Origin of the sequence: Streptomyces sp. NPDC059788 (genome assembly GCF_042732265.1) — a bacterium.
In the GTDB taxonomy this organism is placed as follows: Bacteria; Actinomycetota; Actinomycetes; order Streptomycetales; family Streptomycetaceae; genus Streptomyces.
The window spans coordinates 1-26,934 of sequence record NZ_JBHWHY010000085.1; the positions used below are offsets into that span (position 1 = coordinate 1).

A 26,934-nucleotide genomic window follows, 5' to 3' on the forward strand; every position below is an offset into this window, starting at 1 on the left:
GCACTCAAGTGCCCCGGGCCCCGCGCTTGCGGCCGGTACGGCGGTGCGGACGCGGGCCCGCACCGCCGTACCGGACCTCAGTCCTTGATCTCGCAGATCACCGCGCCGGACGAGAGCGCGGCGCCGACCTCGGCGGTCAGGCCCTTGACCGTGCCGGAGCGGTGCGCGTTCAGCGGCTGCTCCATCTTCATCGCCTCCAGGACGACGACCAGGTCACCCTCGGCGACCTCCTGGCCCTCCTCGACGGCGACCTTGACGATGGTGCCCTGCATCGGCGAGGTGAGGGTGTCGCCGGAGGCCGCGGAGCCGGACTTCTTGGCCGCCTTGCGCTTGGGCTTGGCGCCCCCGGCGACCGCGGCGCGGGCCAGCGGCATCCCCAGCGAGGACGGCAGCGAGACCTCCAGGCGCTTGCCGCCGACCTCGACGACGACCGTCTCGCGGGTGTCCGCCTCGGCCTCGTCCGTGCCGGGCGCGGCGAACGGCTTGATGTCGTTGACGAACTCGGTCTCGATCCAGCGGGTGTGGACCTTGAAGGGCTCGGTGGAGCCGGTCAGCTCGGGCGCGAACGCCGGGTCCTTGACGACCGTCCGGTGGAACGGGATGGCGGTGGCCATGCCCTCGACGGTGAACTCGCCGAGCGCGCGGGCGGCGCGCTGCAGGGCCTGCTCGCGGGTGGCGCCGGTGACGATGAGCTTGGCGAGCAGCGAGTCCCAGGCCGGGCCGATGACCGAACCGGACTCCACGCCGGCGTCCAGGCGCACGCCGGGGCCGGCCGGGGCCTCGAAGGTGGTGACCGTGCCGGGGGCGGGCAGGAAGTTGCGGCCCGGGTCCTCGCCGTTGATGCGGAACTCGAAGGAGTGGCCGCGCACCGCCGGGTCGTCGTAGCCCAGTTCCTCGCCGTCGGCGATGCGGAACATCTCGCGGACCAGGTCGAGGCCGGTGACCTCCTCGGTGACCGGGTGCTCGACCTGGAGGCGGGTGTTGACCTCCAGGAAGGAGATGGTGCCGTCCTGGCCGACCAGGAACTCGCAGGTGCCCGCGCCCTCGTAACCGGCCTCCTTGAGGATGGCCTTGGACGCGCGGTACAGCTCGGCGTTCTGCGCCTCGCTCAGGAACGGCGCGGGCGCCTCCTCGACGAGCTTCTGGTGACGGCGCTGGAGCGAGCAGTCACGGGTGGAGACGACGACCACGTTGCCGTGCTTGTCGGCCAGGCACTGGGTCTCCACGTGCCGCGGACGGTCCAGGTAGCGCTCGACGAAGCACTCGCCGCGCCCGAAGGCCGCCACGGCCTCGCGTACGGCGGAGTCGTAGAGCTCCGGGACCTCTTCCAGGGTGCGGGCCACCTTCAGGCCGCGCCCGCCACCGCCGAAGGCCGCCTTGATGGCGATCGGCAGGCCGTGCTCCTTTGCGAAGGCCACGACCTCCTCCGCGCCCGAGACCGGGTCGGGGGTGCCGGCGACCAGCGGGGCACCCGCGCGCTGCGCGATGTGCCGGGCCGCGACCTTGTCGCCCAGGTCGCGGATGGCCTGCGGGGGCGGGCCGATCCAGGTCAGCCCGGCGTCCAGCACGGCCTGCGCGAACTCGGCGTTCTCGGAGAGGAAGCCGTAGCCGGGGTGGATGGCGTCGGCACCCGAATCGGCGGCGGCGGCAAGGACCTTGGCGATGTCCAGGTAACTGGTGGCCGGAGTGTCACCGCCCAGCGCATAGGCCTCGTCCGCCGCGCGGACGTGCAGGGCATCCCGGTCCGGGTCGGCGTAGACGGCCACGCTCCCGATTCCGGCATCCCGGCAAGCCCGGGCAACGCGGACGGCGATTTCGCCTCGGTTGGCGATGAGCACCTTGCGCACGATCGGTTCCTCCTTGGCGCTTCGCCGCAACAAATTAGGACGTCGCGAGTTTAGGGACTGGCGACACCACGTGCCGACCCGTTCCCGGTAGTGAGCTTGCCCACACGGAGTGTGTGTCCGGTGGGGTTACGGGGCCGAAGTTCCCCGGTATCCCAGGGTAGGCCCGTATTCCCGGGGTGGGGCAGTGATCAAAATGTGGGCAAGGTCTCGCACCGCTGCCGTTCGCCGGAACCCCGTTTCTTTGTGGAGTCCCTACGAATGGGCGAAGGAATCTTTGCCCGTGGCTGCGACCGGGGTCCGGCCGCCCCGGCCCGGGTCCCGTCCTGCTGAGCGGTGCCGCGGTGGCGTACCCGCTCCGGTTCCGCCGTGCTCGCGCACCGCTTCCGCTTCCGGCTCATACCCGGCTCCGGGCTCTTGTAGAGCGGGGGGTACCCAGGAGTAACGTGCCCGGTGTCCTTTCGTACTCGCGGTAACAGCGCAACGGGGAAGAGGGTGGGCGGGGTGACGGCACGCAGGCCGGTGGCGTGGGTGGCGGCGGTGGTGCTGGTGCCGGAGGCGCTCGGTGTCCTCTTCCTGAACTGGGTGCTGAGCATCGTCGTGGACAAGCAGCAGATGTCCATGGCGGGCGTCGACCCCGCCGCGATGTCCACCGGCGCCTGGGTGCTCGGCGCCGTCTTCGCCGTCTACCTGGTGTGCTGCGCCGTCCTCCTGGCCCGTATCGGCCTGCGCGACCGCCCGCCGGGCACGTTCGGGCGCATCGTGCTGGTCAGCTGCGCGGTGGTGCACGCCGTCCTCGGGGCCTTCGCGGTCGGGCTGGCCGGCTGGGGGGCGTTCGCGGCGATGATGGCCGTACTGGCGTTGCTGGTGCTGACCCTGACGGCCTACGGAGCGGCGTACGGCGGCGGCGGGGGCGGCGGGGACAACGAGAGCGTCGAGGACGGCGGCCGGGCCGGGCGCGGCGCCTCGGCTACCCCTCCGGCTCGCCCCACGTACTGACGGCCACCTCATCCCCCACCGACAGCTTGCCCGGCCGCAGTACGGCGAACTTGGCGCCGAACACGACACCCTCGGCCGTACGCCGGTACCCGGCCAGCGACCGCAGCGGCTCCGGACCGGTCCGCGCGCCGGAGGACTGCTCGACGGTGGTGACGGCACACCGTACGGCGAGCTTGGCGTAGCCCAACTCGGTGTCCCCGATGGCGATCCGGCGCGCCCGGTCCTCGGTGTGCGGCTCGTCCCAGCCGTCGACCACGATGTTCGGACGGAAGCGGTCCATCGGCAGCGGCGCCGCACCCCGCTCCGCCAGCTGCCGGTGCAGCAGGTCCAGCGAGGACCGGGACAGCACGTGCAGGGCGCAGCTGTCGGCGTACGCGGAGGTGCCCGGGGTCAGACCGTCCGTCACCCGGTCGTGCTCCGGCGGCACCCGCACCAGCCGGCTCGGCGCGCCGAGCACCTCCGTCAGCCAGCCGGCGACGGCCTCACCCTGGTCGATACCCCGGTAAGCGGTCTTGAACAGCAGCACGTCCCGACGGGCGGACGTGGTGTCCACCGCCAGTTCCAGCGCCCCGAAGCCCGGCGCGCGCAGCGTCAGACGGGCGCCGTCACCACCGATCTCCGGACGGATCAGAGCCAGCCGGGGATCACGCCGCTGACTGCGAAACACACCGTCCGCCCCGACAACCAGAAAAGCACGGTCGTACGCGAGCCCGGCGGGCGTCAGCTCCGCGACCCGCACGGACACTCCGGCGCACCCTTTGACGGGGTAGTACGTCAACTCGGAGACGGTGGGCCTGCTGGGCATTTTGGTTCCCCCTGTTCCCCGTGGACCGCAGTGGTCATTGCGGTCGCTGTAGCTCCGTACACATCACGAGCACCGTGCGCAGCGCGTTCCCCGCACGACGCGGACACCAACGTAGCGCCGCACCGCACCGGCCCCGCCTCCCCCGGGCCCGGCCCCATGCACCTCACGCCAGCGCCGCCACCTCGCGGCGCAGGGCCTCGGTCAGTGGGGTGCGTAGGCGTGCGAAGTCTTCCAGGGGGACGGCGGCCGAGACGGCGGTCAGTGTGGGCGGGGTGCCGGGGCCGCCGGGGCGTACCGGTACCGGTACGGCGACGCAGGCCATCTCCGACGCGGCCTCCTCGCGTTCCACGGCGAGGCCGTCCCTGCGGACCCGGCGCAGCTCGCGCTCCAGTCGTTCCGGGGCGGTGATGGTGCGTGCGGTGCGGGCCGGCATGCCGCTGGCGGCCAGGTAGTGGCGCCGGGTGGCGGCCGGGAGGGAGGCCAGCAGGGCGCGGCCGTGCGCCGTGGCGTGGGCGGCGGTGTCCCGGCCGACAGAGAAGGCGGAGCCGGGCCCGGCGGCGCCGTCCAGCACGGCGATCCCGCCGTCCCGGTACGTGCTGAAGAAGACGTCGGCGCCCGACGACCGGCGCAGCCGCAGCAGCGCCTCGTGCACCCGCTCGTCGATCCGCAACTGCCGCTGGAAGGCCTGGTGCAGGGCCGGTACGCGGTAGCCGAGGGTGTAGCCGGCGGCCGTACGGGCCAGGTGGCCGCGCTCGGTCAGCGCGCCGAGCAGCTCGTAGACCGTGGACAGCCCGCAGTCCAGCTGCCGGGCCAGCGCTTTCGCGGTCACCGGCTCCGCCGCCCCGGCGACCGCGTCGAGCAGGTCCAGGGCACGGTCGACTGACTGCGGCATGGCGGTCTCCCTCGGGGGCGGGGCTGCGGTACGGGCGCGGCGCACGGCGCTGTGCGGGCGGGGCGGCACGCGGGCAGGCGGCGCGCGCGTACGGCGTTCCAGCCTCGCACAGCTTCACCGATTCCCCGGAAGTACGCTGGACAGGCCCCTGTGCATTCCGTGCCGGAATTGGCCGCGGGAGAATGTCACGGGAGAATAGGGAAAGCGGGACGGCGAAGAAGCGGAGCGGCGAAGAAGCCGGACGGTGAAGTGGCCGGGCAGGTGAGAAGCAGCGCGGCTGTGCAGCAAGGAAGCCGGGAAGTACGGGTTTCACGGCCCGCGGTGTCGAAGGTGGGAACGATGGACCGGCGGGTCGAACTGCGCACATTCCTCCGATCGCGGCGGGCCCGGGTGCGCCCCGAGGACGCGGGTATCGCGCCGGGCACCGGATTCAGCGGCCGCCGCCGGGTCCCGGGCCTGCGCCGCGAGGAACTGGCCCAGCTCTCCGGGGTCAGCGTCGACTACTACGTACGCCTGGAGCAGGGCCGCGGCGGCCACGCGTCGGCGGAGGTGCTGGACGCCATCGCGCACGTCCTGCGGCTGGACGCGCACGAGCGGGCGCACCTGTACGCCCTCGTGCGCGGCGAGGAGGGCCGCCACGACGACGCCCGGCGGCCGGGGCGGGACCAGGAGGTGCGGCCCGGTGTGCGGCGGCTCCTGGCGACGTTCGAACACGCGCCGGCCTATGTGGTCGGCCGCCGCCAGGAGGTGCTGGCCTGGAACGAGCTGGCCCGCATCCTGATCGCCGACTTTCCCGCCCTCCCGCCCGGGGAGCGCAACCTCGCGCGCCTGACGTTCCTGGACCGGTCGGCCCGCCGGCGGTACGTCCACTGGCAGCAGAAGGCCGACGACACGGTCGCCTTCCTGCGGCTGGACACCGGGCGGCATCCGGACGACCCGGAGCTGGCCGCGCTGATCGCCGAACTCACCGAGCACAGCGAGGACTTCCGCCGCCTGTGGTCCGACCACAACGTGCGCGACAAGACGTACGGCAGCAAGCCGCTGCACCACCCCGCCGCCGGCACCCTGGACCTGTCGTTCGAGACCCTGCGGCTGCCGGACGAGCCGGACCAGGCGGTGGTGGTCTACCTGGCCGAGCCGGGATCGGCGGCGGACCGGGAACTGCGCCGGCTGGCGGCCGGGGACTGAACTCCCGGATTCGGCTCCAGGGTGGTACCGCGAATCCCGGGTGGTACCGCCATTACCAGGAATGCGGTTCCTGGGGGAAATCGGGCCTGGGCGGCGGGTGAATTCTCCGGCATCGTGACGGTCGTCACCGCGCACGAATTCCCGGAATGCGCGGAGGCCGGCCGCTGTTTGTGTTCGAGACGGTCACCTCACCGGGGATCACGGAACCAAGCCCATCAGGAGTCTTTCAATGCAGTGCTTCGACTGTGCGGAACTCGGCAGCGAGACCGCCGCGCTGGCCGTCTGCGCGGACTGCGGCGCGGCGGCCTGCGGAGCGCACGCCGCCGCCGTGCCGCGCACGGTCCACCGGACGGCGGGCCTGGGCCGCAGCACGGCCCACCTGGCGGGCCGCCGTCTGCTGTGCACGCACTGCCGTCACGCCGCGACCGCCGCGGCGTGACGCCCCGCGGTCCCGGCCGTCAGGGTGCCGTGAGGCGCACGATCTCGCGCGGGCGCGACTCCCGCTCGTCGTAGGCGAGGTCGAGTCCGGCCGCCGCCTGTACGGCGGCGAGCGACGCGGCCGAGGCGGCCTCGGACTCCCACTGCACGATCGAGACCACCGCGTCGCCGTCCGCGGCCAGCCAGCAGTCCGCCGACAGGCACCCCGGCGTCCGCCGGAACTCCTCGGCGACGCGGCGCACGCGCGCGACGAACTCCTCGCGGTGCGCGGCGTGCGGGTAGTGGTGTGCCACCATGCCGATCTTCATGGAGATCTCCTTCATGTGGTGGGTGGATTCACGTGGTGCGTGGGACTTGTGCGGTCTGTGAGTCGTATGTGGTGCGTGGGTCTTTCGTTGTGCGCGGGACTTGTGCGGTCCGTGGTGCTCGGGTCGGGCGTGGCCCTTTGCCGCGCCGTGTGCTCCGCGTCCGCTGACTCGCCGGGGCCGTACGGAAGCCCGAGGGCGCCGGCGGCGGCGCCGGTCACGAGCGACGCGTCGTGCGGGGCCTGGCCGGACAGGGCGATCGACGTGCCCTCGACCGCGCCGACGAAGGCGAGCGCGACGGTCCGGGCCGGCGGGCCGCCCGGGAGCGATCCGGCCTCGCGGGCCGCTTCGACGAGACCGGCGCAGCGCTCGACGAGCGCCCCGTAGGCCTTCTCGACCTCGCGTCCCACCGGGTGGTCCTGTCCGGCGAACTCCAGCCGCAGCGCCATCGCGACGCGCGCGATGTCGCGGCGGCAGTACACGGCGTGCCCGCGCGCCAGGGTGAGCAGCGACGCGACCGGGTCCGGCTCCTGTTCGACGCGCCGGCCGACCTCCTGCCACCAGGTGTCCAGGACCCATGCGGTGACCGCCAGGGCCAGGTCCTGCTTGCCCGTGAACTGGTGGTAGAGCGCGCCGCGGGTGTATCCGGCGTCCTTGGCGACCTGTTCGAGCCTGAGGTTGCCGTAGCCGTGGCGGGACAGTCCCCGGGCGGCCGATTCGAGCAGCGCGGCGCGGGTGCGCGCCCGGCGGTCGGCCTGGGTGGCGCGGGGCCGCGCGGGCGGGGCGGGCGCGACGGCGGACGGTTCGGTGAGCGGGCCGGAGAGTGCCGCCTCGCCGGTCCGGGGCGCCTCTCTTTTACGTACAGGCATGTATGTATGTTAGCGCCGCTCCGGCAGCGCCGCGCCGTAAAAGACATTGCTGCCTTTATTTGGCATTTACGTCGATATGGCTCCTGGTGATGATCCGGGGGTGCTTGCCGGGGAGGGCTGCCCTTCTCGTGCTCGCCGTGTTCGAACGGCTGTCGATGGAAGAGGAGTTGATCCGGAGGGAAGTGCAAATAGCAATCCTTGCCCTGGTGTTCGCATAACCCCCACCGCAATAACCGGCCGCCGCCCATCAACTGAGGCATGGTCCGGTCGGTCGGCCGGCCAGGTATTCGGCGCATCGGAGATCCGGCGGTGGAGGGAGTCCCGTCGTAATGATCCGGGGCGCTCTTGCCGGTGTTCCGATGGGTTGCGTAGGGAACGCCGCGTCGTGTTGAATTCGGGGCGACCGCCGCGTCCGGGGATTAAGGGCGCGGCACCACTGCGGCCTCATATCTCGGGGGCCGTTCGCGGTAACTCACGGGGAAGTTGAGTAAATGAATAAGGGTATACGTACGCGCCTGCTGTCCGGTGCCGCTGCTGCGTTCGCGGCCTCGGCCCTCGTACTGACCACCTCGCCGGCGCACGCCACCTCCGCCTCGACCTCGGTCGGCATCCCGGGTGGCAACAAGATCTCGATCAACGCATGGCACTGCGGTTTCTACACCTCGGCCTGTGACTGGAAGGCCTCCACGAAGATGTCGGGCAAGAACCCCGGCAAGGCGAAGTGGATCCAGAACCGCGCCCAGCTGCAGGCCCACGGCGTCAGCGTGTCCATCAAGATCTCGAAGAACCCCGAGGCCACGCTCACGATGAAGAGCAAGTCCCTGGGCGAGGTGCGCTGGAAGAACACCAACGCCAAGATCTCGGACACCCACGGCCAGATGCGTCCGGGTGGCATGACCACCTACGTGTCGACCAAGAGCTGCGGCTCGGCCAAGATCACCAAGTCGATCAACGTCAGCGAGAAGTGCGCTTACGCGGGCGCTGCCTGATCGCTTTCTGCTTCGGCTGAGCCGATGCGGTGCGTGAACTGAGTAAAGGTGTCACACCGTCAGGGCCCGGCGGTGTGGCACTTTTTCATGAGCCGGAGAAAAGACGCACGGGGGCGTTCGTGAAATTCCGTACGGCAGCGTATGCCGGAAAACTGGCGTCCCGGTTTGCCGGGGCCGCCGTGTGCGTCGCCCTTATGGCGTCGTGCACCTCCGCGTCGGAGGAGCCCGCAGCCCCGGAATCCGCCGCCGCCCGACAATTCGATCTCCTGGTCAGCAAGCAGAACGGCTACTACTACCACCCGTTCCTGCGCCAGGCCCCGGCCGGTCCCCAGGCGCAGTCCTATGCGCTGCGGACGCTTTCCGAACTGGGCCGCGACCCCAAAACGAGCATGGCCTCCGACGACGCCGAGTCGTTTCGCCGGGGAGCACTGGAGACGTCCTCCCTCTGGGGCCGTGACTGGATGATCGCGCTGCGCGCGGCCGGCGCCGACGGGGTGCTGAGCGCGGGCGACGCCGAGGCCGTGAACAAACTGCGGGACAAGGGCGGCTGGTACGTCGACTCCGCACTCGGCGACGACAGCGACGAGGCGCGCCTCGGCTCCACCTGGGCCGCCCTCGAAGTCCTCGACGCGCTCGGGCGCCTGGACGCCCTCCCGTCGCAGGACCGGGAGGCGACCCTCGACTGGCTGCGCTCGCTGTCCGCCAAGCCCCGGCCCCTCGACCAGAGCAGCGCGCTGGCCCGCTGCCTCCAGCTGCTGAAGGAACCCGTCCCCGGCGCGCTCACACGGATCGCCGCGCCGCGCACCGACGACTTCGCACAGCTGACCCCGGACGACAGGGCGGCCCGGCTCGCCGACACCTACAGCTACGTGGTGGTCCAGGAAGCAGCCGGCAAGCGGCCCGCGGCGGACCGCAAGGTCTGGGAGCCGGTGCTCAGGGACGGCGCCGCGACGCTGCCCTACGAGCAGCTCTACCAGCTCGTCCACATCCTGAAGGCGGCCGGTTCGCCGAAGGCCGTGTTCGCGCCGGTGGAGAAGCGGCTCGAAGGCGAGCGCCTCGACGACGGGACGGTCCGCGACCCCGGTGCCTACCTCGGCAACCCGGACGCCTCCCTCTTCGTACAGCGGCTGCGGGCCCTGGCCGGCTGGTCACGCAAGGACACCGGGCTCCGGACAGCGCTGGAGCGCGAGGAGAAGTCCCCCGACGCGAGCCAGGAGAGCGCCGAGCGGCTGAACCGGGCCGCCCTGCGCAAGGTCACCGCGGGAGGCGATGCCGGTGAACAGGCGCGGCAGCTGTGCGCCGACCCGCGGGTGCTGCCCGGCTCCGTGACCGAGCAGAACGCCACCCAGTGGCAGCGCACCACCCTGAACTGCGCCGACGCCGGCGCCCCGGTCGACGCCCCGAAGATCGGCACCTGGAGCCTGGACACCCCGGACCGGGTGGTGGCGGCGGCCACCGTCGTCGTCGGGCTCGCCGACAGCGACCTGCGCGACAGCGTTCCGGCCTGGATCACCGCCGACGCCCTGAAGCAGTGGGCCCACAATCCGGACCGGTTCAACTCCGTGTACGGCTACGTCCTCGTCGCCCGCGCCTATGCGCTGCTGGGCGGCGAAACGGACGCGTCGCTGCGCGACGCACTCAAACGCGGGGTCACCTCGCACAAGGGCTGCCCCGGCCTGCCCGACCTGTACCAGGTCGGCGGCGGCGACTCCGCCTGCGACCTGAAGACCACTTGGGGCGTGTGGACGCTGGACCGACAACTGCACGGCGCCATGGGATGGCTGCCGGGCACGAAGCCGAGGAACAAGAAGTGAGCGAAAGTGTTGCGCGCCCGCTGCTGCGGGCCGACGGCGTGGGCAAGTCCTACACCCTGCGGGGCAGGAGGGTCGATGTCCTGAACGATGTCTCCCTCGCCGTGTCGGGAGGCGAGGTCACCGCCCTGGTCGGCCACTCGGGCTCCGGTAAGACCACGCTCCTGCACATACTCGGGCTGCTGACCCCGCCGGACGGCGGCCGGGTGTTCGTCGGGAGCGCCGACGGCAGGAATCCTGTCGACACCTCGGGCCTCTCGGACGGGGAGCTGGCGGACCTGCGCCGCAGCCGTCTGGGCTTCGTGTTCCAGTCGTACAACCTGCTGCCGCAGCACTCGGCGCTGCTCAACGTCGCGCTGCCGCACCTCGGCAGCCGCGGCGCGGGCGAGCGGCGCGCCAGGGAACTCCTGGCCCGCGTCGGGCTCGCGGACCGCGCCGACCATCTGCCCAGTGAACTGTCGGGCGGCGAACAGCAGCGCGTGGCCCTGGCCCGCGCGCTGATCAACGACCCGCCCGTCGTGCTGGCCGACGAGCCGACCGGCAACCTCGACACGGACAGCGAGGACGTCCTCCTCGCACTGTTCAGGGAGCTGGCGGACGAGGGCCGGGCCGTACTCCTGGTGACGCACAACCCGACGGTGTCGGAGTCCGCCGACGTGGTGCACCGCCTGGAAAAGGGCGCGTTCACGGACACGCGGGACGCGGCAGACGAGCCGGCCACCGGGACGGAGAGCTCGAAGTGAACATCTTCAGCCTGGCGCTGGCCAACGTCCGTGCCCTGCGCCGCCGACTGTTCGGCCTGGTGGCGCTGGTCTCGGTCGCCGCCGCCGTCTGCATCGGCGCGCTCGGCATCGCCGACCGGGCGCAGAGCGCCACGGACACGGACGTCAAGGAGAGCAGCGCCAACCGCAGCATCACCGTCGACCGCCCCGACCAGCGCCCCGACGCCCCCCAGCTGACGGAGAGCGCCGTCGCCCGCCTGGAGAAGCTGCCGCACGTCGAGTCGGTGCAGCACCGGGCGCAGGTGTCGTTCGGCGTCACGACCAAGGAGGGCGACACCGTACTGCTGTACGCGACGACGTACCGGTCGGCGCTGCCCCCGCCCGTCACCAAGTCCGTACGCGACCAGCTCTTCCCCCTGCGCCCCGGCGAGATCGTGGCCCCGGCCATGTCGCAGGGCGCGGACCTGAGCAAGCTGGTGGGCCAGGACATCGACATCGAGACCACCCGCTTCGTACGGCAGGGCGAGGGCACCGGGGTCAGCGGCCACGCCCGCCTCGTCGGTGTGTACGACCCGACCTGGCAGATGGACAACCCGGACGCCGCGTACGCCGCCGACCCCACCGTGATCAAGTGGGCGGCGCAGCGCAGCGGGCAGCCGGAGAAGAGCTATCTGCGCACCACCGGGTACGACCAGCTGACCGTGGTCGCGAGGACCGCGGCGGACGTGCCGGCCGTGACCGCCTCCGTGCAGAAGCTGGGCTATCCGGCCGTCACCCTCCAGCAGCAGCTGAGCGCCCTGCCCGCGGTGCTGGAGATGATCCAGACGGTCGGCCGGGTACTGCTCGGTGTGCTCGGGGTGCTCGCGTTCGTCGGCGCCGTCACCGTCACCGGCGCCCTGTCCCGGCAGCGGGCCCAGGAGATCGGCATTCTCAAGGCGGTCGGTTTCCGGACCCGGGCGGTACTGACGATGCTGGTCGCGGAGATGGCGCTGGCCGGTGCCGTGGCCGCGCTGATCGGCACCGTGCTCGGCACGGCGCTCGGCAGCGGTGCCGCCGCGGTGCTGCGGCGCAGCTCCGACCTGGCGCCCTACGTCGAAGGCCGGGTGCTGCTGCCGCCGGCCGGCACCCTGCTCCTGCTCTTCGGCCTGACGGTGCTGGTGGTGGCGGCGGGCGCGCTGGCCCCGGCGCGCCGGGCCGCGAGGATGTCCCCCACAGACGCAATGAAGGACTGGTGAGTCGAGCCATGCCCCACGCCACGACACGCAAGCACGACCGACGGCCGGCCGGTCCGGCCCGAGCGGCCCTGCTCCTGGCCGCACTGGGCGCCACGGCCGCGCTGACGACGGCCTGCGGCGGCCCGGGCGGAGTGGAACTGGGCGACGACTGGGAAGGCTCCAAGACCTTCGCGCTCGCCAAGGTCGACGGCCTGGTGACGGTCGTGGGCATCAACCCGGACAAGGCGCACGCCGAGAGCCTGGCCGCCGTGCCCCAGCACTCCGACGACGATGACGCGGTCAGCCCGCACATCGCCCGGCTGGCCGACGGACGCTGGGTGGTGACCGTTCCCCGCAAGGACGAGCGGCCCGACCGGCGGTACCTGGTCAACCGCAAGGACCGCACCCTGGACGGCATGACGGGAGACGAGCGGCTGCGCCGGATCATCCCCGGCAAGACGCTCGTCGGCGAGGTCGCCGGGCTGCCGGACGCGCGGACGGCGAACGGCGGGCCCGCTTCCACCGTGCTGGTCCGCGACCCGGCCGGCTGGCAGACCAAGCGCGAGCTGAAGGTCGCCGGCACCATCGGCTTCGCGGCCTCCGACCCGTCCTCGGACACCATCTGCCTGGGCAGCGACGAGGACTCGCACACCAAGATCTCCGTCGCGAACCTGACCGACGGCAAGGTCACCCCCGTGGCCGTGCCGGACGGCATGGACGTCAAGGCCCTGGCGTGCAAGGCCGGTCACCCGGTCGTCGCCGGCTCGGACCCGGCCGGCAAGTCCGGCCGGGCGAAGGTCTCGGTCAACAGCGGCGCGGACGTCACGACGCTCTCCGTGAGCGGCGGCCGGGTGGACGCGGTGCAGGCCACCGGCTCGTCGATCGTGGTGGCCGCGGCCAGGGGCAAGGACACCGAACTGGTGGAGGTCGACGCCACCAGCGGCAAGGAGCTGCACCGCGCCGTGGTCAAGGACCTCGCCGCGTCCTCGGACATCACCCCGACCTCGGCCGGCTGGCTCGTCTACGCCGAGGACACGGTCACCCGTGTGAACCTCGCGACCGGCGAGACCAAGCGGTTCGACCTGCCGGGGACCCTGCAGGACTCCTGAGCCCGGTCACCCGCTCATGAAGGAACCCCGCGGACGGGGGATGCCGCGGGGTTCCTTCGTAGAGCGTACATCCCATCCGGATGTATTGCCCAACAGTTCTGCCGGGCAGTTGTGCCGGAACTCAGGTCCAGAGATCGGTGATCGCGACGTCCAGCTCGGCCAGCAGGCGCCGCAGCAGCGGCAGCGACAGGCCGATGACGTTGCCGGGGTCGCCGTCGATGCCGTCGACGAACGGCGCCGACCGGCCGTCGAGGGTGAAGGCGCCCGCCACGTAGAGGGGTTCACCGGAGGCCACGTACGCGGCGATCTCCGCGTCGCTCGGCTCGCCGAAGCGGACGGTGGTGGAGGCGGTGGCCGACACCTGGCGTCCGCCGCCCGCCGTGTCGATCACGCAGTGGCCGGTCCGCAGGACTCCCGAACGGCCGCGCATCGACTTCCAGCGGGCGGTCGCGTCCTCGGCGTCGGCGGGCTTGCCCAGCGCCTGCCCGTCCAGCTCCAGCACCGAGTCGCAGCCGACGACGAGGGCGCCGGCGGTCTCCGGGCGCGCCGCCACCGCGGCCGCCTTCGCCTCGGCGAGCACCCGGGCCAGCTCGGCGGGGGAGTCCGCGGTGATCGCGTCCTCGTCCACGCCGCTGACGACGACCTCGGGCGCGAGCCCGGCCTGGCGCAGCAGGCCGAGCCGGGCGGGGGACTGGGAGGCGAGGACGAGACGGCGGGCGGCGCCGGACTGAACGGTCATGACCGCCATCGTACGGAGCGGGGCGGGCACCGTCCGGCGCCCGCCCCGATCCGTACCGCCCGGCCGCTCACTTGCCGAGCACGGCCTCCATGACCTTCTTGGCGATCGGGCCGCCCAGCTTGCCGCCGGCGATCTCCGAGCGGGGCATGTCCATGTCGGACGGGTCGACGAAGACCGCGACCGCGACCGGCGAACCGTCGCCCTTCTTGGCGTACGAGACGAACCAGGCGTACGGGCGCTCGTCGCGGACGTCCGCGCCGTGCTGGGCGGTACCGGTCTTGGCGCCGACCTTGACGCCGTCGATCAGCGCCTTCTTCGCGGTGCCGTTCTCCGCGGTGTTCTCCATCATCTCCTGCACCTTCTTCGCGGTGCTCTCGGAGACGGCCTGGCTCAGTTCCTTGGGCTCGAACTTCTCGATCGTCGACAGGTCCGGGCCGCGCGTCTCCTCGACCAGGTACGGCTGCATGACCTTGCCGTTGTTGGCGAGCCCGGCGACGACCATGGCCATCTGCAGCGGGGTGCTGGTCAGGCTGCCCTGGCCCATGCCGGTCAGCGCGGTCTGCGGCTTGTCCAGCTTCTTCGGGTAGCCGCTGGTGGCGGTGCGCACCGGCGTGAAGAGCTTCTGGTTGAAGCCGAACTTCTCCGCCGTCTCGCGCATCTTGTCCGTGCCGAGCCGGTTCGCCGCCTCCAGGTAGGTGTTGTTGCAGGACCACTGCATACCGACCTTGAGGGACGCGTTCTCGCACGGCGCGGTGGTGATGTCGTTGCCGACCTTGGTGGCCGTCTGGGGCAGCGTGTACGGAACCGCGGCCTTCACCGGGGTGTCGATGTCCGGGACCATGCCGTGCTCCAGGGCGGCGGCGGCGGTGAGGATCTTGAACGTGGAGCCGGGCGGGTAGATCTCCAGGGACGCCCGGTTGTTCATCGGCTTGGCCTTGTCCTTGATGAGGGACGTGTACTTGTCGCCCTCCTTGAAGGAACTGCCCGCGAAGACCGACGGGTCGTAGGACGGCGTGCTCGCCATCGCCAGGATCTTGCCGGTGCCCGGCTCCAGGGCGACCACCGCGCCCTTGGCGTTGAGGTCGGTCAGGCTCTTGTACGCGGTCCGCTGCGCCTTCTCGTTGATCGTCGTCAGCACATCGCCGCCGCGCGGCTTCTCGCCGGTCAGGATGTCCTTGGCGTGCTTGAGGAAGAGCTTGTCGTCCTTGCCGCTGAGGATGTCCTTGTAGACGCCCTCCAGGAACGTGGTGCCCTGGGACTGCGAGGCGTAGCCGGTGATCGGCGCGTACATCGGGCCGTCCTTGTAGACCCGCTTGTACTTGAAGTCGCCGGCCGTCTCGACCGAGCCGGTGATCGGCTTGCCGTTGACGATGATGTTGCCGCGCGGGTAGGAGAACGCCTCGATCTTGACCCGCCGGTTGTTGTCGTCCTTCGCCAGCGACTCCGCCTGGACGAACTGGACCCAGGTGGCGCGCACCAGCAGTGCCAGCACCAGCACCCCGCAGAAGACGGCTATGTGCCTCAGCGGCCTGTTCATCGCACTCCACTCCCCTTGCCGTACGGCCTGGTGCCGCGCGGACCGGCCGTACAGGCGCCCGAATTGCGGCCTTCAGCGGTAAAGGATGTCCCAAGTGGAGGAAATGGTTGCAGCCGGGGTGTGTGACCTGGTCCTCTTCGTCCGTTTACGTCACGCGCACCCGTGCGCCCGGTTACCGTCCGCGGGCGGGCCCCGCGCTCACGCCCCGCCGACCAGCATCACCATCAGCACCACCGCGGCCACGGCCAGCACGATGCCCACCCGGTGGAGCATCGCCTGTACTTGGCGCAGCTCCTCGGGAGGCTCGTCGGGCGGATCGGACCACAGCATCCTTCGATCCTGCGCCGGGAACGCCGGCGGCGCCTGAGTACGCGTACTCAAGCGCCGCCGGGTGTCGGGACCGGAGCGTGCGGCTCCCCGGCCTCAGCGCGGCCAGTAGCTCGTACGCCAGGCCCGCGGGCCCGGGTGCGGCAGCCGGCGGCGCGGGATCGTGGACGCCGGATCGGCCCATTCGTCCGTACGGTCCGAGCCGGGCGCGGCGGAGGCGGCGGCAGCGGCCGCCGCCGCGCGGGTGCGAACGACCGCCAGTGCGGCGGCCAGCTCCTCGGGTGTGGGGTTGCCCCGGACGACCTTGATCATGGTCAACCGACCTCCTGGAGGGGGATTGCGACGGACGGCGGGCGCGGGCAGTAGCGGCAGCGGCTCTACAGCGGGATGTTGCCGTGCTTCTTCGGGGGCAGCGACTCGCGCTTGTTGCGCAGCGTGCGCAGCCCGCGGACGATGTGCCGGCGGGTCTCGGACGGCATGATCACCGCGTCCACGTAGCCGCGCTCGGCCGCCACGTACGGGTTGAGCAGGGCGTCCTCGTACTCTTGGATCAGCTCCTGGCGGCGGTTCTCCTGCGCGCCCGGCTCCTCGATCGCGGCGAGCGTGCGGCGGTGCAGGATGTTGACCGCGCCCTGCGCGCCCATGACCGCGATCTGCGCGGTCGGCCACGCCAGGTTGAGGTCCGCGCCCAGGTGCTTGGAGCCCATGACGTCGTACGCGCCGCCGAACGCCTTGCGGGTGATGACGGTGATCAGCGGGACGGTGGCCTCCGCGTACGCGTAGATCAGCTTGGCGCCGCGCCGGATGATGCCGTCCCATTCCTGGTCCGTACCCGGCAGGAAGCCCGGTACGTCCACGAACGTCAGCACCGGCACGTTGAACGCGTCGCAGGTGCGCACGAACCGCGCGGCCTTCTCGCTCGCGTCGATGTCCAGCGTGCCCGCGAACTGCATCGGCTGGTTGGCGACGATGCCGACCGCGTGGCCCTCCACCCGGCCGAAACCGGTGAGCATGTTCGGCGCGAAGAGCGCCTGCGTCTCCAGGAACTCGCCGTCGTCGAGGACGTGCTCGATGGCGGTGTGCATGTCGTACGGCTGGTTCGCCGAGTCCGGGATCAGCGTGTCCAGCTCGCGGTCGTACTCCGAGGTCTCCAGGTCCGCCTCCTCGGGGAAGGCGGGCGGCTCGGAGAGGTTGTTGGACGGCAGGTAGGACAGCAGCGCCTTGACGTACTCGATGGCGTCCTTCTCGTCGCCCGCCATGTGGTGCGCGACGCCCGAGGTGCTGTTGTGCGTACGGGCGCCGCCCAGCTCCTCGAAGCCCACGTCCTCGCCGGTGACGGTCTTGATGACGTCGGGCCCGGTGATGAACATGTGCGAGGTCTGGTCGACCATGACCGTGAAGTCGGTGATGGCGGGGGAGTAGACCGCGCCGCCCGCGCACGGGCCGACGATCAGCGAGATCTGCGGGATCACGCCGGAGGCGTGCACATTGCGGCGGAAGATCTCCGCGAACAGGCCGAGGGCGGCGACCCCCTCCTGGATGCGGGCGCCGCCGCCGTCGTTGATGCCGATGACCGGGCAGCCGTTCTTCAGCGCGAAGTCCATCACCTTGACGATCTTCTCGCCGTAGACCTCGCCCAGCGAACCGCCGAAGATGGTGAAGTCCTGTGAGTAGACGCAGACCGGACGGCCGTCGACGGTGCCGTAGCCGGTCACCACGCCATCGCCGTACGGGCGGTTCTTCTCCAGGCCGAAGTTGGTCGAACGGTGCCGCGCGAACTCGTCCAGCTCGACGAACGAGCCCTCGTCGAGCAGCAGGTCCACGCGCTCACGCGCCGTCAGCTTGCCCTTCGCGTGCTGCTTTTCCACGGCCCGCGCCGACCCGGCGTGGGTGGCCTCCTCGATCCTGCGCTGGAGGTCGGCCAGCTTGCCCGCGGTGGTGGTGATGTGTGCTTCCGGCTCGGACATCGGGATGCGGCTCCTGCTCGTCCTGGACTGGTGCTCGTACGAGGGTGATACGGGGGTTGAACGGGGATGGCTACCGCTTCGTAGCGTATCGGCGGGACTGCTCAGCGGCACTGCGTCGTTGACCACACCTAGGCTGGGGCCATGACGCCTCAACCACCGGAAAACCAGGACAAAGACCACTCGGGCGCCGGCGCCGGGGGGCGCTGGTCCGACCTGGAGCGGCCACCGCTGAACCGGACGGCGCTGCGGCGTGCCCTGCTGCGGCCCGGCTCGCTGTGGACCGACGTCGATGTCGTGCCCGCGACCGGCTCCACCAACACCGACCTCGCCGCGCGCGCCGCGGCCGGCGGCCTGGCCGAGGGAGCCGTCCTCGTCGCCGAGGAACAGTCCGCCGCGCGCGGCCGGCTGGACCGCAGGTGGTCCGCGCCGCCGCGCTCCGGCCTCTTCTTCTCCTTCTACCTCACCCCGCGCGTCCCCGTGGAGCGCTGGGGCTGGCTGCCGCTGCTCGCCGGGGTCGCGACCGCCAGCGCGGTGGCCCGTACGGCCGGGGTGGACACCGCCCTGAAGTGGCCCAACGACCTGCTGGTCACGGTCGGTGACGAGGAGCGAAAGGCGGGCGGCATCCTCGCGGAGCGCGCCGGCGACGGCGTGGTGATCGGCATCGGCCTCAACATCTCGCTGCGCGCCGACGAACTGCCCGTGCCCGGCGCCGGGTCGCTGGCCCTGGCCGGGGCCGGGGTCACCGACCGGGACCCGGTGCTGCGGGCCGTGCTGCGGTCGGTCGAGGACTGGTACGGGCAGTGGAGCGCGGCGGACGGCGACGCGGCGGCCTGCCGCCTTCAGGACGCGTACGCGGCCGGCTGCGCCACGCTCGGCCGGACCGTACGGGCCGAACTGCCCGGGGACCGGGAGCTGCGCGGTGAGGCGGTGGCCATCGACGGTGACGGGCGGCTCGTGCTCGCCACGGAGGAAGGGATGCAGCGGCCGGTCGGCGCGGGGGACATCGTGCATCTGCGGCCGGCGCCGGAGGCGTAGCGGACGGGCCGGGGGTGGCCGGGCGGCCGTTGCGGCCGGGGCGGTGTCCAGCCGGGGGCGGCCGGGTGGCTGGGGCGGCCGAGGCGGCGTCCAACTGCCGTCCAACCGTCGGGCGCGGGGTGCGGGTGCGTGCGTACGGTGGCGGGGTACGGGCGGCGGGACGGCCGTGCCGGCCTGCGCTTTCGCGCGGCGTGTCCGCATGGCGGTCAAGAATGATCAGATCCTGGTCAAGAACCCTCGGGAGCAATCGCACTTATGTGTCGATTGGGGCGATAGCGACGGGGTGTGAGAGTGAGCCAGAGCACACCTGCCGTATCGTTGAGGCCGTCCGCCGTGGAGCGGGCGAACGACCGAGCAGTGATCGGAAGGGCAGTGCGCAGGGAACGGACAGGGAGCGAGCGGTGACCGCCGACGACTCGGGCGCCGGCCCGCGCGAAGCGGACATCGCCCCTCGTGGGACGGGGACTGCTCCTCGTGAGGGGGACTCGGCGCCTGCGGGCGGCCCGGCACGCGCCGCCGGTGCGCCGGAGCGCGCCGGCGGCGACCGTACGGGTGCCGCGGACGGCACGGTGAACGGCGCGGGTGCGGGCGCGGGTGGCGTCAGCGGCGCGGGCGGTGCGGGCGGCGACACCGACGACGACACCATCGCCATCCGCCTGGAACAGCTGATCCTCGGCGCCGACCGCCGCTACACCCCCTTTCAGGCGGCCCGCAGCGCCGGCGTCTCCATGGAACTGGCCTCCCGCTTCTGGCGCGCCATGGGCTTCGCGGACATCGGCCAGGTCAAGGCGCTGACCGAGGCCGACGTACTGGCGCTGCGGCGGCTCGCGGGCCTGGTCGAGGCCGGGCTGCTCAGCGAGGCGATGGCGGTGCAGGTGGCCCGCTCCACCGGGCAGACCACGGCCCGGCTCGCCGACTGGCAGATCGACTCCTTCCTGGAGGGCCTGACCGAACCCCAGGACTCCGGCCTGACCCGTACGGAGATCACCTACCCCCTCGTCGAACTCCTCCTGCCCGAGCTGGAGGAGTTTCTCGTCTACGTCTGGCGCCGCCAGCTCGCCGCCGCGACCGGCCGCGTCGTCCAGGCCCAGGACGACGCGGAGATGGTCGACCGGCGGCTCGCGGTGGGCTTCGCCGACCTCGTCGGCTTCACCCGGCTCACCCGCCGCCTGGAGGAGGAGGAACTGGGCGAGTTGGTCGAGGCGTTCGAGACCACCGCCGCCGACCTGGTCGCCGCGCACGGCGGCCGGCTCATCAAGACGCTCGGCGACGAGGTCCTGTTCGCCGCCGACGACGCGGGGACGGCCGCGGAGATCGGCCTGCGCCTCATCGAGACCATGGCCAACGACGAGACGATGCCGGAGCTGCGCGTCGGCATCGCGTTCGGCACGGTCACCACGCGGATGGGCGACGTCTTCGGCACGACCGTGAACCTCGCCAGCCGGCTCACGTCGATAGCCCCCAAGGACACCGTCCTGGTCGACGAGGCGTTCGCGGAGGAACTGGGGCGCACGGGCGAGGCGCCCGTCTCCGAGGCCGACGCGAAGGCCGCTGCCGCGGCGGTGGCGGACGGGGGGCCGCTGCCGGAGTACCGCTTTGCGCTGCAGCCGATGTGGCAGCGGCCGGTGCGGGGGCTCGGGGTCGTCGAGCCGTGGCTCCTGAGCCGGCGGGGCTGAGGGGGCGCGGTCGCGTCGGCGGGGCCGAGGCAGGCGGAGTTTTCGGTTGACCACCTGGTTACAGTGACGAAACGTCCGTTAACCAGGGAGGGTGCTGCATGGACACGCAACGCTTCGGGGACTTCGTCGGCGTACACCGGCACGGCCACGTGGCCGAACTGCGGCTCGACCGGCCCAAGGCGATGAACGCGGTGTCCACGGCCATGGCCGACGCCGTCACCGCCGCCTGCGACGCGCTCGCGGCCGACCGCGACGTCCGCGTCACCGTCCTGACCTCCACCCACGAGCGCGCGTTCTGCGTCGGCGCCGACCTGAAGGAACGCAACTCCTTCAGCGACGCCGACCTGATGCGACAGCGTCCGCGCGCCCGTGCCGCCTACACCGGCGTCCTGGAACTGCCGATGCCCACCATCGCCGCCGTGCACGGCTTCGCCCTCGGCGGCGGGTACGAGCTGGCGTTGGCCTGCGACCTGATCGTGGCCGACACGACTGCCGTGGTCGGGCTGCCCGAGGTGTCGGTCGGCGTCATCCCCGGCGGCGGCGGTACGCAGCTGCTGCCGCGCCGGGTGGGTGCCGCCCGTGCGGCCGAGCTGATCTTCTCGGCGCGGCGGGTGGAGGCGGAGGAGGCCCGTGACCTGGGCCTCGTCGACCAGCTCGTACCCGAGTCCCAGGACACCGCGGAGGCTTTGGCACTGGCCGGGCGCATCGCCCGCAACTCTCCCGTCGGGCTTCGTGCGGCCAAGCGTGCCTTGCGGCTGGGGCATGGGCTCGATCTTCGGACCGGGTTGGAGGTGGAGGACGGGGCTTGGCGGAGTGTGGCGTTTTCGGGGGATCGGGTGGAGGGGGTGGCGGCGTTCAATGAGCGGCGGGTGCCGGAGTGGCCGGGGGAGTAGGGGGTGCGACCGGTGGGGGCGCGCGTTGTGCGCCTCCCGGACCCGAGCCCCGCGCCGTGCGCGGCTTTCCCGTCGTCGTGGCTGGGCTCTTCACGAGCCCTGGGCGCGCTGCGCAGCGTGAGTCGCCTCACCAGCCCTGTGCGGAGTGCTTCGACGACCTCACCGGGGCGGTAAAGCGCGAACGGCCGTCATCGTTCCTACGCTGTAGTGACATGGAGTGGTCACGGTGACGGATTGTGAGGGCCGGTGACGGGCGAGGGCGATGACAGGCTGCGGGCCGTGGTGGCGCTCGCGCAGGCCATGGCGGCCGCGCACACGCCGCGTGAGTCGGTGCGGGCCGCCGCGGAGGGGGTGCGGGCGGCGCTGGGGGGCTCCTTCGCGGCGATCTCGGCCTGGGAGCGTGAGCTGGGGCAGCTGAAGGTTCTGGTCAACGTCGGGGAGCTGGCCGAGGGGGAGGAGGAGTTCCCCGGGGACGAGGCGTATCCGGTACACGAGTTCCCGGAGATCGTCGGGTTTCTGCACGAGCAGTGGGCCGGGGGCGGTCAGCCCAACGCGTGGGTCGAGACCGTCGACGGTACGGCGGGCGACGGTCCGTACAACCATCAGCGGGTGGCCGCGCTGCGCCGCAGGGGGCGCGGCTGTTGCGTGGTGGCGCCGATTGTTCTGCACGGGCGGGCGTGGGGTGAGGTGTATGTGGCCCGTACGGCGGGGGGCCGGGTCTTCACGCGCGCGGACGCGGACTTCGCGACCGTGCTGGCCGCGGTGACGGCGGCCGGGATCGCGCAGACCGAGCGGCTGGCGGAGGCGCGCCGCCTGGCGTTCACGGATGCCCTGACGGGGCTCGCCAACCGGCGTGCGGTGGATATGCGGCTCGACGAGGCGCTGGAGCGGCACCGGCGGGACGGTGCGGTGGTGAGCCTGGTGGTGTGTGATCTGAACGGGCTGAAGCGGGTGAACGACTCGTGCGGGCATGCCGTCGGCGATCGGCTGCTGGAACGTTTCGGCTCGGTGCTCTCCCTCTGCGGCGCCATACTGCCGGGCGCCCTCGCGGCCCGGCTCGGCGGTGACGAGTTCTGCCTGCTCACGGTGGGTCCGTCGGCCGACGAGGTGGCCAAGGTGGCCGGTGAGCTGTGCGACCGGGCGGCGGAGCTGGAGCTGGGCGAGGGGGTCGCGGTCGGTGTCGCCTCGACCGGCGATCCGATCGGCCCGGTGCGCTCGGCCCGGCGCCTGTTCCGGCTGGCCGACGCCGCCCAGTACCGGGCGAAGGGCGCCGGTTCCCGGGTGCCGGTGGTGGCGGGCCGGGACGGCGGTACGGACGACCCGGTGATCCGGCTGGCGGACGCCCCCGAACGGGCTTCGTCGACGGAGCGCCGCCGGTTCCGGCGGTGACCGGGGGCCGGCCGCCCGCTTCGACCGGCGGTCGTCGATGGGGCCGCTGCGATCCCAGTGGTGACATCCCGGGATTCAGTCTCTAGGGTGCCTGAATATGGATATGCACACTGTGGTGCTGGGGACGTCCGGCACGACCGCACAGGACGTCATCGCCGTCGCCCGCGGCGCCGCCCGTATCGAGCTGTCCGAGGAGGCCACGGCGGCCGTCGCCGCCGCCCGCGCGGTCATCGACGACCTCGCCGCCAAGCCGGACCCGGTGTACGGCGTCTCCACGGGCTTCGGCGCCCTGGCCGTCCGCCACATCAGCCCGGACCTGCGGGCCCGGCTCCAGCGCAACATCGTGCGCTCGCACGCCGCCGGCATGGGGCCGCGGGTGGAGCGCGAGGTGGTGCGCGCGCTGATGTTCCTGCGCCTGAAGACGCTGGCCTCCGGGCGTACCGGGGTCCGGCCGCTCGTCGTCGGCACCATGGCGGAGATCCTCAACGCCGGGATCACCCCGGTCGTCCACGAGTACGGCTCGCTCGGCTGCTCCGGCGACCTCGCCCCGCTCTCGCACTGCGCGATGACGCTGATGGGCGAGGGCGAGGCGGAGGGCCCGGACGGCGTCGTGCGCCCCGCCGGCGAACTGCTCGCCGAACACGGCATCGCGCCGGTCGAGCTGCGCGAGAAGGAGGGCCTGGCCCTCCTGAACGGCACCGACGGAATGCTCGGCATGCTGGTCATGGCCTGCGCCGACCTGGCCCGCCTGTTCACCACGGCGGACATCACCGCGGCGCTCTCCCTGGAGGCGCTGCTCGGTACGGACAAGGTGCTCGCGCCCGAGCTGCACGCCATCCGCCCGCACCCGGGGCAGGCCGCCTCGGCCGCCAACATGCTCAAGGTCCTGGCCGGTTCGGGACTCACCGGCCATCACCAGGACGACGCGCCGCGCGTCCAGGACGCGTACTCCATCCGCTGTGCCCCGCAGGTCGCGGGCGCGGGCCGGGACACGCTGGAGCACGCGAGGCTGGTCGCGGGCAGGGAGCTGGCCGCCGCCGTCGACAACCCGGTGGTGCTGGAGGACGGCCGGGTCGAGTCGAACGGCAACTTCCACGGCGCGCCGGTCGCGTACGTACTGGACTTCCTCGCCGTCGCCGCGGCCGACCTCGGTTCGATCGCGGAGCGCCGTACGGACCGTCTGCTGGACAAGAACCGTTCGCACGGCCTGCCCGCCTTCCTGGCCGGTGACCCGGGCGTCGACTCGGGCCTGATGATCGCCCAGTACACGCAGGCGGCCCTGGTCAGCGAGATGAAGCGGCTGGCCGCGCCCGCGTCGGTGGACTCCATCCCGTCCTCCGCCATGCAGGAGGACCATGTCTCGATGGGCTGGTCGGCGGCGCGCAAGCTGCGGACGGCCGTGGACAACCTGACCCGGGTGCTGGCCGTCGAGCTGTACGCGGCGACCCGGGCGGTGGAGATGCGCGAGGGCCTGACCCCGGCGCCGGCCACCCGCGCGGTGCTGGACGCGGTGCGGGCCGCGGGTGTCCAGGGGCCGGGGGAGGACCGTTTCCTCGCGCCGGACCTGGAGGCGGCGTACGACTTCGTACGCGGCGGCGGGCTGGTCGAGGCGGTCGAGAAGGTCACCGGCGAGCTGGCCTGACGGCGGATTCCGGGAGTTCGGGGAGTTCCGGGGGCCCGGCCTCCGGGCTCCCGGACCGCGCGGGCCCGGCCGCGTACTCGTGCGCTTCTCCGCGCTTCTTTGCCAGGTCGGAGCGTGGGGCGGTGGATCAGGCCGCGTCGCCGCGCGTGCGGCGGACGGAGAAACCGACCAGCCCGGCGCCGATGCCGAGGAAGACGGCGCCGCCGACGACGTACGGCGTGGTGTCGAAGGCGCCGGTGTCGGCGAGCAGCGTCTCCTGATCGGCGGCGGACGCCTGCCGGACCTCGCCGGGCTGTCCGGCGGTGTGCGGCTGCGTCCCGGGGTCCTGCCGGGCCGGGCGGGGGGCGTCGTGCGTCGTCTGCTCGCCGTGTTCGACGGTGGCGTTCGCGGACGGTACGAACCACAGGGCGAGCAGTACCGATCCCGCGGCTGCGGCGGTCAGCAGTGGTCGACGAGCGGTCACGGGCACGGAAACGATCCCCCTTGTGGGCTCGGCAAATTGACCGTTGACAACAGATGTTAGTGACCGCCGCGGGTCGTGGGGAAGTCAGGAGCCGGTGGTGCTTACGCTCCCAGACATGAGCAATGACGAGACATCACGGTTTGTCCGGCTCCATGTCGAACTGGTCATGGAGGTCGCCGACTCGGACCGGCTGACCGGCGCGGCACTCGACCACATCAACGGTGACCCTTCTCTACCCGAGGAGGAGCGCGGCCATGCGCGGGACACGGTCCAGGGCGATCCGGCGGAGGCGCTGGCGTACCTCGTCGACCCGTTCGACCTGGTCGAGGGCGTGCCGGGGGTGGAACTGACGCAGGCGTCGTGGAGCAGCGAGGAGATCGACTACGACGCCGACGCGGAGTGGGTCCTCGGGCAGGACGCGGAGGACGACGACTTCCCGGAGGAGGACGAGGCGCCCGGGAGGGCCGGGGCGTCCGAGAGGGCCGGAGAAGGGGTGCGGCTGCGCTTCTGAGGCGGCCGTGCCCGGTCGCGTACGGCCGGGCCCCGGCCCCCGGATTCCTGGCGCGCGCCTGCGCCCGATGCCGCGTGACCCCCGGACGACGTCCGTCGCCGGACGGGGGTTGCGTGGCGTTTCCCACAACCGCGCCATGTATGGAACGGACGAAACGGAACAGACGTTCCTGAGGTGTCGGCCGGCAGTATGCGGTGCGGCGCCCGGCTCGGGGGTTTCCGGGTTCGGTAGCAAGGCAATGGAGAATCGTGTGATGACGGACAGCAAGCGTCGCAAGGGCCTGATAGCCACTGCCGCGCTGCTCGGGGGTGTGCTGACACTCGGGGCGTGCGGTGGCGGTGACGGCGGCGACGGGGGCGGCCAGGACAACACGAAGAAGGTCGACGAGGCGGCGGCGAAGGACGCCTCGGAAGCCAAGATCAAGATCGAGCCGAAGAACGGTTCGGCCGACGCGGGCATCAACAGCGCCGCGAAGGTCACCGTCGACAGCGGCAAGCTCACCGACGTCACGATGACCGCCGGTGAGAACAAAAAGCCGGTCGAAGGCACGCTCGCCGCCGACGGCAGCTCCTGGAAGCCGAAGAAGCAGCTGGAGCGCTCGACCAAGTACACGATCACCGCGCACGCCGCCGACTCCGAGGGCCGCAAGGCGGTGGAGCACTCGACCTTCACCACGGTCTCCCCGAAGAACAGCTTCATAGGCAACTACACGCCGGAGGACGGTTCGACCGTCGGCGTCGGTATGCCGGTGTCGGTCAACTTCGACAAGCCGGTGAAGAACAAGAAGGACGTCCAGTCCGCGATCAAGGTGGCGTCCAGCAGCAACCAGGACGTCGTCGGCCACTGGTTCGGCGACCAGCGCCTGGACTTCCGTCCGAAGGACTACTGGAAGCCCAACTCCAAGATCACCATGGATCTGAAGCTGGACGGCGTCGAGGCCGCGCCCGGCGTCAAGGGCGTCCAGAACAAGACGGTGAACTTCCAGATCGGCCGCTCGCAGGTCAGCACCGTCGACGCCAAGACCCACCAGATGACGGTGGTCCGCGACGGCAAGACGATCAAGACCATCCCGATCTCCGCGGGCAGCAAGGACCACCCGACGTACAACGGCAAGATGGTCGTCTCGGAGAAGTACCAGCAGACCCGGATGGACGGCTCCACGGTCGGCTTCACGAACAACGACGGCAAGGGCGAGTACGACATCCCCGACGTACCGCACGCCATGCGCCTGTCCAGCTCCGGCACGTTCCTGCACGGCAACTACTGGGGCAAGGGCATCTTCGGCAACGCCAACACCAGCCACGGCTGCATCGGCCTGGAGGACGTGAAGGGCGCCGGCGACCCGGGCACGGACGGTGCCTGGTTCTACCAGAACTCGCTGATCGGCGATGTCGTCCACATGGTCAACTCCCCGGACAAGACGATCAAGCCGGACAACGGCCTCAACGGCTGGAACATGGACTGGAACGAGTGGGTGGCGGGCAGCGCCGTGAAGTAACCCTTCCCCGGTGCCTTGCTTCTCCGGAGACGTCGAATACGGCAGGCGGGCGGCTCCCTCGGTGACCGAGGG

Annotated in this window: 26 protein-coding genes; 15 read left to right on the top strand and 11 right to left on the bottom strand. The window is 71.8% G+C overall.

Annotation, left to right across the window (positions count from 1 at the left end; all coding sequences use genetic code 11):
- Window positions 1-77 precede the first annotated feature (77 nt).
- Window positions 78-1,847 (bottom strand): acetyl/propionyl/methylcrotonyl-CoA carboxylase subunit alpha, encoded by a 1,770-nt coding sequence (locus ACFV57_RS41060; protein WP_385243886.1) that lies wholly within the window; start codon window positions 1,845-1,847, stop codon window positions 78-80.
- A gap of 492 nt (window positions 1,848-2,339) precedes the next feature.
- Between ACFV57_RS41060 and ACFV57_RS41065 the strand changes: the two genes are divergently transcribed.
- A complete protein-coding gene (locus ACFV57_RS41065) occupies window positions 2,340-2,843 on the top strand; it encodes a hypothetical protein (RefSeq protein WP_385243889.1) in 504 nt (167 codons plus the stop codon).
- Here ACFV57_RS41065 and ACFV57_RS41070 read toward each other — a convergent pair.
- Together ACFV57_RS41070 and ACFV57_RS41075 are read right to left on the bottom strand one after the other, a co-directional pair.
- Window positions 2,815-3,648, bottom strand: coding sequence for an MOSC domain-containing protein (locus ACFV57_RS41070; RefSeq protein WP_385243892.1), 834 nt, complete (start codon window positions 3,646-3,648; stop codon window positions 2,815-2,817). The two genes, ACFV57_RS41065 and ACFV57_RS41070, sit on opposite strands and share 29 nt — an antisense overlap.
- A gap of 163 nt (window positions 3,649-3,811) precedes the next feature.
- Window positions 3,812-4,540, bottom strand: coding sequence for an IclR family transcriptional regulator (locus tag ACFV57_RS41075; RefSeq protein WP_385243895.1), 729 nt, complete (start codon window positions 4,538-4,540; stop codon window positions 3,812-3,814).
- A 339-nt stretch (window positions 4,541-4,879) separates the two neighbouring features.
- Between ACFV57_RS41075 and ACFV57_RS41080 the strand changes: the two genes are divergently transcribed.
- The gene (locus ACFV57_RS41080) at window positions 4,880-5,728 is read left to right on the top strand and encodes a helix-turn-helix domain-containing protein (RefSeq protein ID WP_385243897.1); all 849 of its coding nucleotides are present in this window, start codon (window positions 4,880-4,882) and stop codon (window positions 5,726-5,728) included.
- 229 nt (window positions 5,729-5,957) lie between these two features.
- Window positions 5,958-6,167 (top strand): DUF2180 family protein, encoded by a 210-nt coding sequence (locus ACFV57_RS41085; RefSeq protein WP_385243899.1) that lies wholly within the window; start codon window positions 5,958-5,960, stop codon window positions 6,165-6,167.
- Between the two features lie 19 nt (window positions 6,168-6,186).
- Here ACFV57_RS41085 and ACFV57_RS41090 read toward each other — a convergent pair whose 3' ends face one another.
- Together ACFV57_RS41090 and ACFV57_RS41095 are read right to left on the bottom strand one after the other, a co-directional pair.
- Window positions 6,187-6,474 carry an antibiotic biosynthesis monooxygenase gene (locus tag ACFV57_RS41090; RefSeq protein ID WP_385243902.1) on the bottom strand — a complete coding sequence of 96 codons (288 nt, stop codon included), beginning with the start codon at window positions 6,472-6,474 and terminating at the stop codon, window positions 6,187-6,189.
- 11 nt (window positions 6,475-6,485) lie between these two features.
- On the bottom strand, window positions 6,486-7,340 hold the full coding sequence (locus ACFV57_RS41095; RefSeq protein WP_385243905.1) for a TetR/AcrR family transcriptional regulator: 855 nt from the start codon (window positions 7,338-7,340) through the stop codon (window positions 6,486-6,488).
- Between the two features lie 491 nt (window positions 7,341-7,831).
- Here ACFV57_RS41095 and ACFV57_RS41100 point away from each other — a divergent pair, with 491 nt between their 5' ends.
- The 5 genes from ACFV57_RS41100 (at window position 7,832) to ACFV57_RS41120 (ending at window position 13,185) form a co-directional block, all read left to right on the top strand.
- Window positions 7,832-8,329, top strand: a complete 498-nt coding sequence (locus ACFV57_RS41100) for a hypothetical protein (RefSeq protein WP_385243908.1) — start codon at window positions 7,832-7,834, stop codon at window positions 8,327-8,329.
- Between the two features lie 194 nt (window positions 8,330-8,523).
- A complete protein-coding gene (locus ACFV57_RS41105; RefSeq protein WP_385243910.1) occupies window positions 8,524-10,143 on the top strand; it encodes a hypothetical protein in 1,620 nt (539 codons plus the stop codon).
- On the top strand, window positions 10,140-10,883 hold the full coding sequence (locus tag ACFV57_RS41110) for an ABC transporter ATP-binding protein (RefSeq protein ID WP_385243913.1): 744 nt from the start codon (window positions 10,140-10,142) through the stop codon (window positions 10,881-10,883). The genes ACFV57_RS41105 and ACFV57_RS41110 overlap by 4 nt, the downstream gene beginning before the upstream one ends.
- Entirely contained in the window at window positions 10,880-12,097 is a 1,218-nt protein-coding gene (locus tag ACFV57_RS41115; protein ID WP_385243916.1) for an ABC transporter permease, read from the top strand. Before ACFV57_RS41110 ends, ACFV57_RS41115 begins: the two co-directional genes overlap by 4 nt.
- A gap of 8 nt (window positions 12,098-12,105) precedes the next feature.
- Complete coding sequence (locus ACFV57_RS41120; RefSeq protein ID WP_385243918.1) at window positions 12,106-13,185, top strand: hypothetical protein; 1,080 nt, start codon at window positions 12,106-12,108, stop codon at window positions 13,183-13,185.
- Between the two features lie 121 nt (window positions 13,186-13,306).
- On the opposite strand, the gene ACFV57_RS41125 is transcribed toward ACFV57_RS41120, so the two are convergent.
- From ACFV57_RS41125 to ACFV57_RS41145, 5 genes are all read right to left on the bottom strand, one after another.
- Complete coding sequence (locus tag ACFV57_RS41125) at window positions 13,307-13,933, bottom strand: Maf family protein (protein WP_385243921.1); 627 nt, start codon at window positions 13,931-13,933, stop codon at window positions 13,307-13,309.
- Between the two features lie 58 nt (window positions 13,934-13,991).
- Window positions 13,992-15,461 carry a peptidoglycan D,D-transpeptidase FtsI family protein gene (locus tag ACFV57_RS41130; RefSeq protein ID WP_385243924.1) on the bottom strand — a complete coding sequence of 490 codons (1,470 nt, stop codon included), beginning with the start codon at window positions 15,459-15,461 and terminating at the stop codon, window positions 13,992-13,994.
- A 198-nt stretch (window positions 15,462-15,659) separates the two neighbouring features.
- Window positions 15,660-15,791, bottom strand: coding sequence for a morphogenic membrane protein MmpB (gene mmpB, locus ACFV57_RS41135; RefSeq protein WP_280119047.1), 132 nt, complete (start codon window positions 15,789-15,791; stop codon window positions 15,660-15,662).
- A 93-nt stretch (window positions 15,792-15,884) separates the two neighbouring features.
- The gene (locus ACFV57_RS41140) at window positions 15,885-16,100 is read right to left on the bottom strand and encodes an acyl-CoA carboxylase subunit epsilon (RefSeq protein WP_385243927.1); all 216 of its coding nucleotides are present in this window, start codon (window positions 16,098-16,100) and stop codon (window positions 15,885-15,887) included.
- A 65-nt stretch (window positions 16,101-16,165) separates the two neighbouring features.
- Window positions 16,166-17,755 (bottom strand): acyl-CoA carboxylase subunit beta, encoded by a 1,590-nt coding sequence (locus tag ACFV57_RS41145; RefSeq protein WP_385243930.1) that lies wholly within the window; start codon window positions 17,753-17,755, stop codon window positions 16,166-16,168.
- A 141-nt stretch (window positions 17,756-17,896) separates the two neighbouring features.
- Between ACFV57_RS41145 and ACFV57_RS41150 the strand changes: the two genes are divergently transcribed.
- The 5 genes from ACFV57_RS41150 (at window position 17,897) to hutH (ending at window position 24,390) form a co-directional block, all read left to right on the top strand.
- On the top strand, window positions 17,897-18,790 hold the full coding sequence (locus ACFV57_RS41150) for a biotin--[acetyl-CoA-carboxylase] ligase (protein ID WP_385243933.1): 894 nt from the start codon (window positions 17,897-17,899) through the stop codon (window positions 18,788-18,790).
- A gap of 401 nt (window positions 18,791-19,191) precedes the next feature.
- A complete protein-coding gene (locus ACFV57_RS41155) occupies window positions 19,192-20,466 on the top strand; it encodes an adenylate/guanylate cyclase domain-containing protein (protein ID WP_385243936.1) in 1,275 nt (424 codons plus the stop codon).
- Window positions 20,467-20,564: 98 nt separating this feature from the next.
- Window positions 20,565-21,359 (top strand): enoyl-CoA hydratase/isomerase family protein, encoded by a 795-nt coding sequence (locus ACFV57_RS41160; protein WP_385243938.1) that lies wholly within the window; start codon window positions 20,565-20,567, stop codon window positions 21,357-21,359.
- A 300-nt stretch (window positions 21,360-21,659) separates the two neighbouring features.
- Window positions 21,660-22,748 carry a diguanylate cyclase domain-containing protein gene (locus tag ACFV57_RS41165; protein ID WP_385243952.1) on the top strand — a complete coding sequence of 363 codons (1,089 nt, stop codon included), beginning with the start codon at window positions 21,660-21,662 and terminating at the stop codon, window positions 22,746-22,748.
- Window positions 22,749-22,845: 97 nt separating this feature from the next.
- Window positions 22,846-24,390, top strand: a complete 1,545-nt coding sequence (gene hutH, locus ACFV57_RS41170) for a histidine ammonia-lyase (protein ID WP_385243941.1) — start codon at window positions 22,846-22,848, stop codon at window positions 24,388-24,390.
- A gap of 127 nt (window positions 24,391-24,517) precedes the next feature.
- Here hutH and ACFV57_RS41175 read toward each other — a convergent pair whose 3' ends face one another.
- Window positions 24,518-24,853: a hypothetical protein gene (locus ACFV57_RS41175; protein WP_385243943.1), complete on the bottom strand. Its 336-nt coding sequence runs from the start codon at window positions 24,851-24,853 to the stop codon at window positions 24,518-24,520.
- A gap of 115 nt (window positions 24,854-24,968) precedes the next feature.
- Between ACFV57_RS41175 and ACFV57_RS41180 the strand changes: the two genes are divergently transcribed.
- Both ACFV57_RS41180 and ACFV57_RS41185 read left to right on the top strand, forming a co-directional pair.
- Window positions 24,969-25,364, top strand: a complete 396-nt coding sequence (locus tag ACFV57_RS41180; protein WP_385243946.1) for a hypothetical protein — start codon at window positions 24,969-24,971, stop codon at window positions 25,362-25,364.
- Window positions 25,365-25,617: 253 nt separating this feature from the next.
- Window positions 25,618-26,862: an Ig-like domain-containing protein gene (locus tag ACFV57_RS41185; protein ID WP_385243949.1), complete on the top strand. Its 1,245-nt coding sequence runs from the start codon at window positions 25,618-25,620 to the stop codon at window positions 26,860-26,862.
- Window positions 26,863-26,934: the final 72 nt, after the last annotated feature.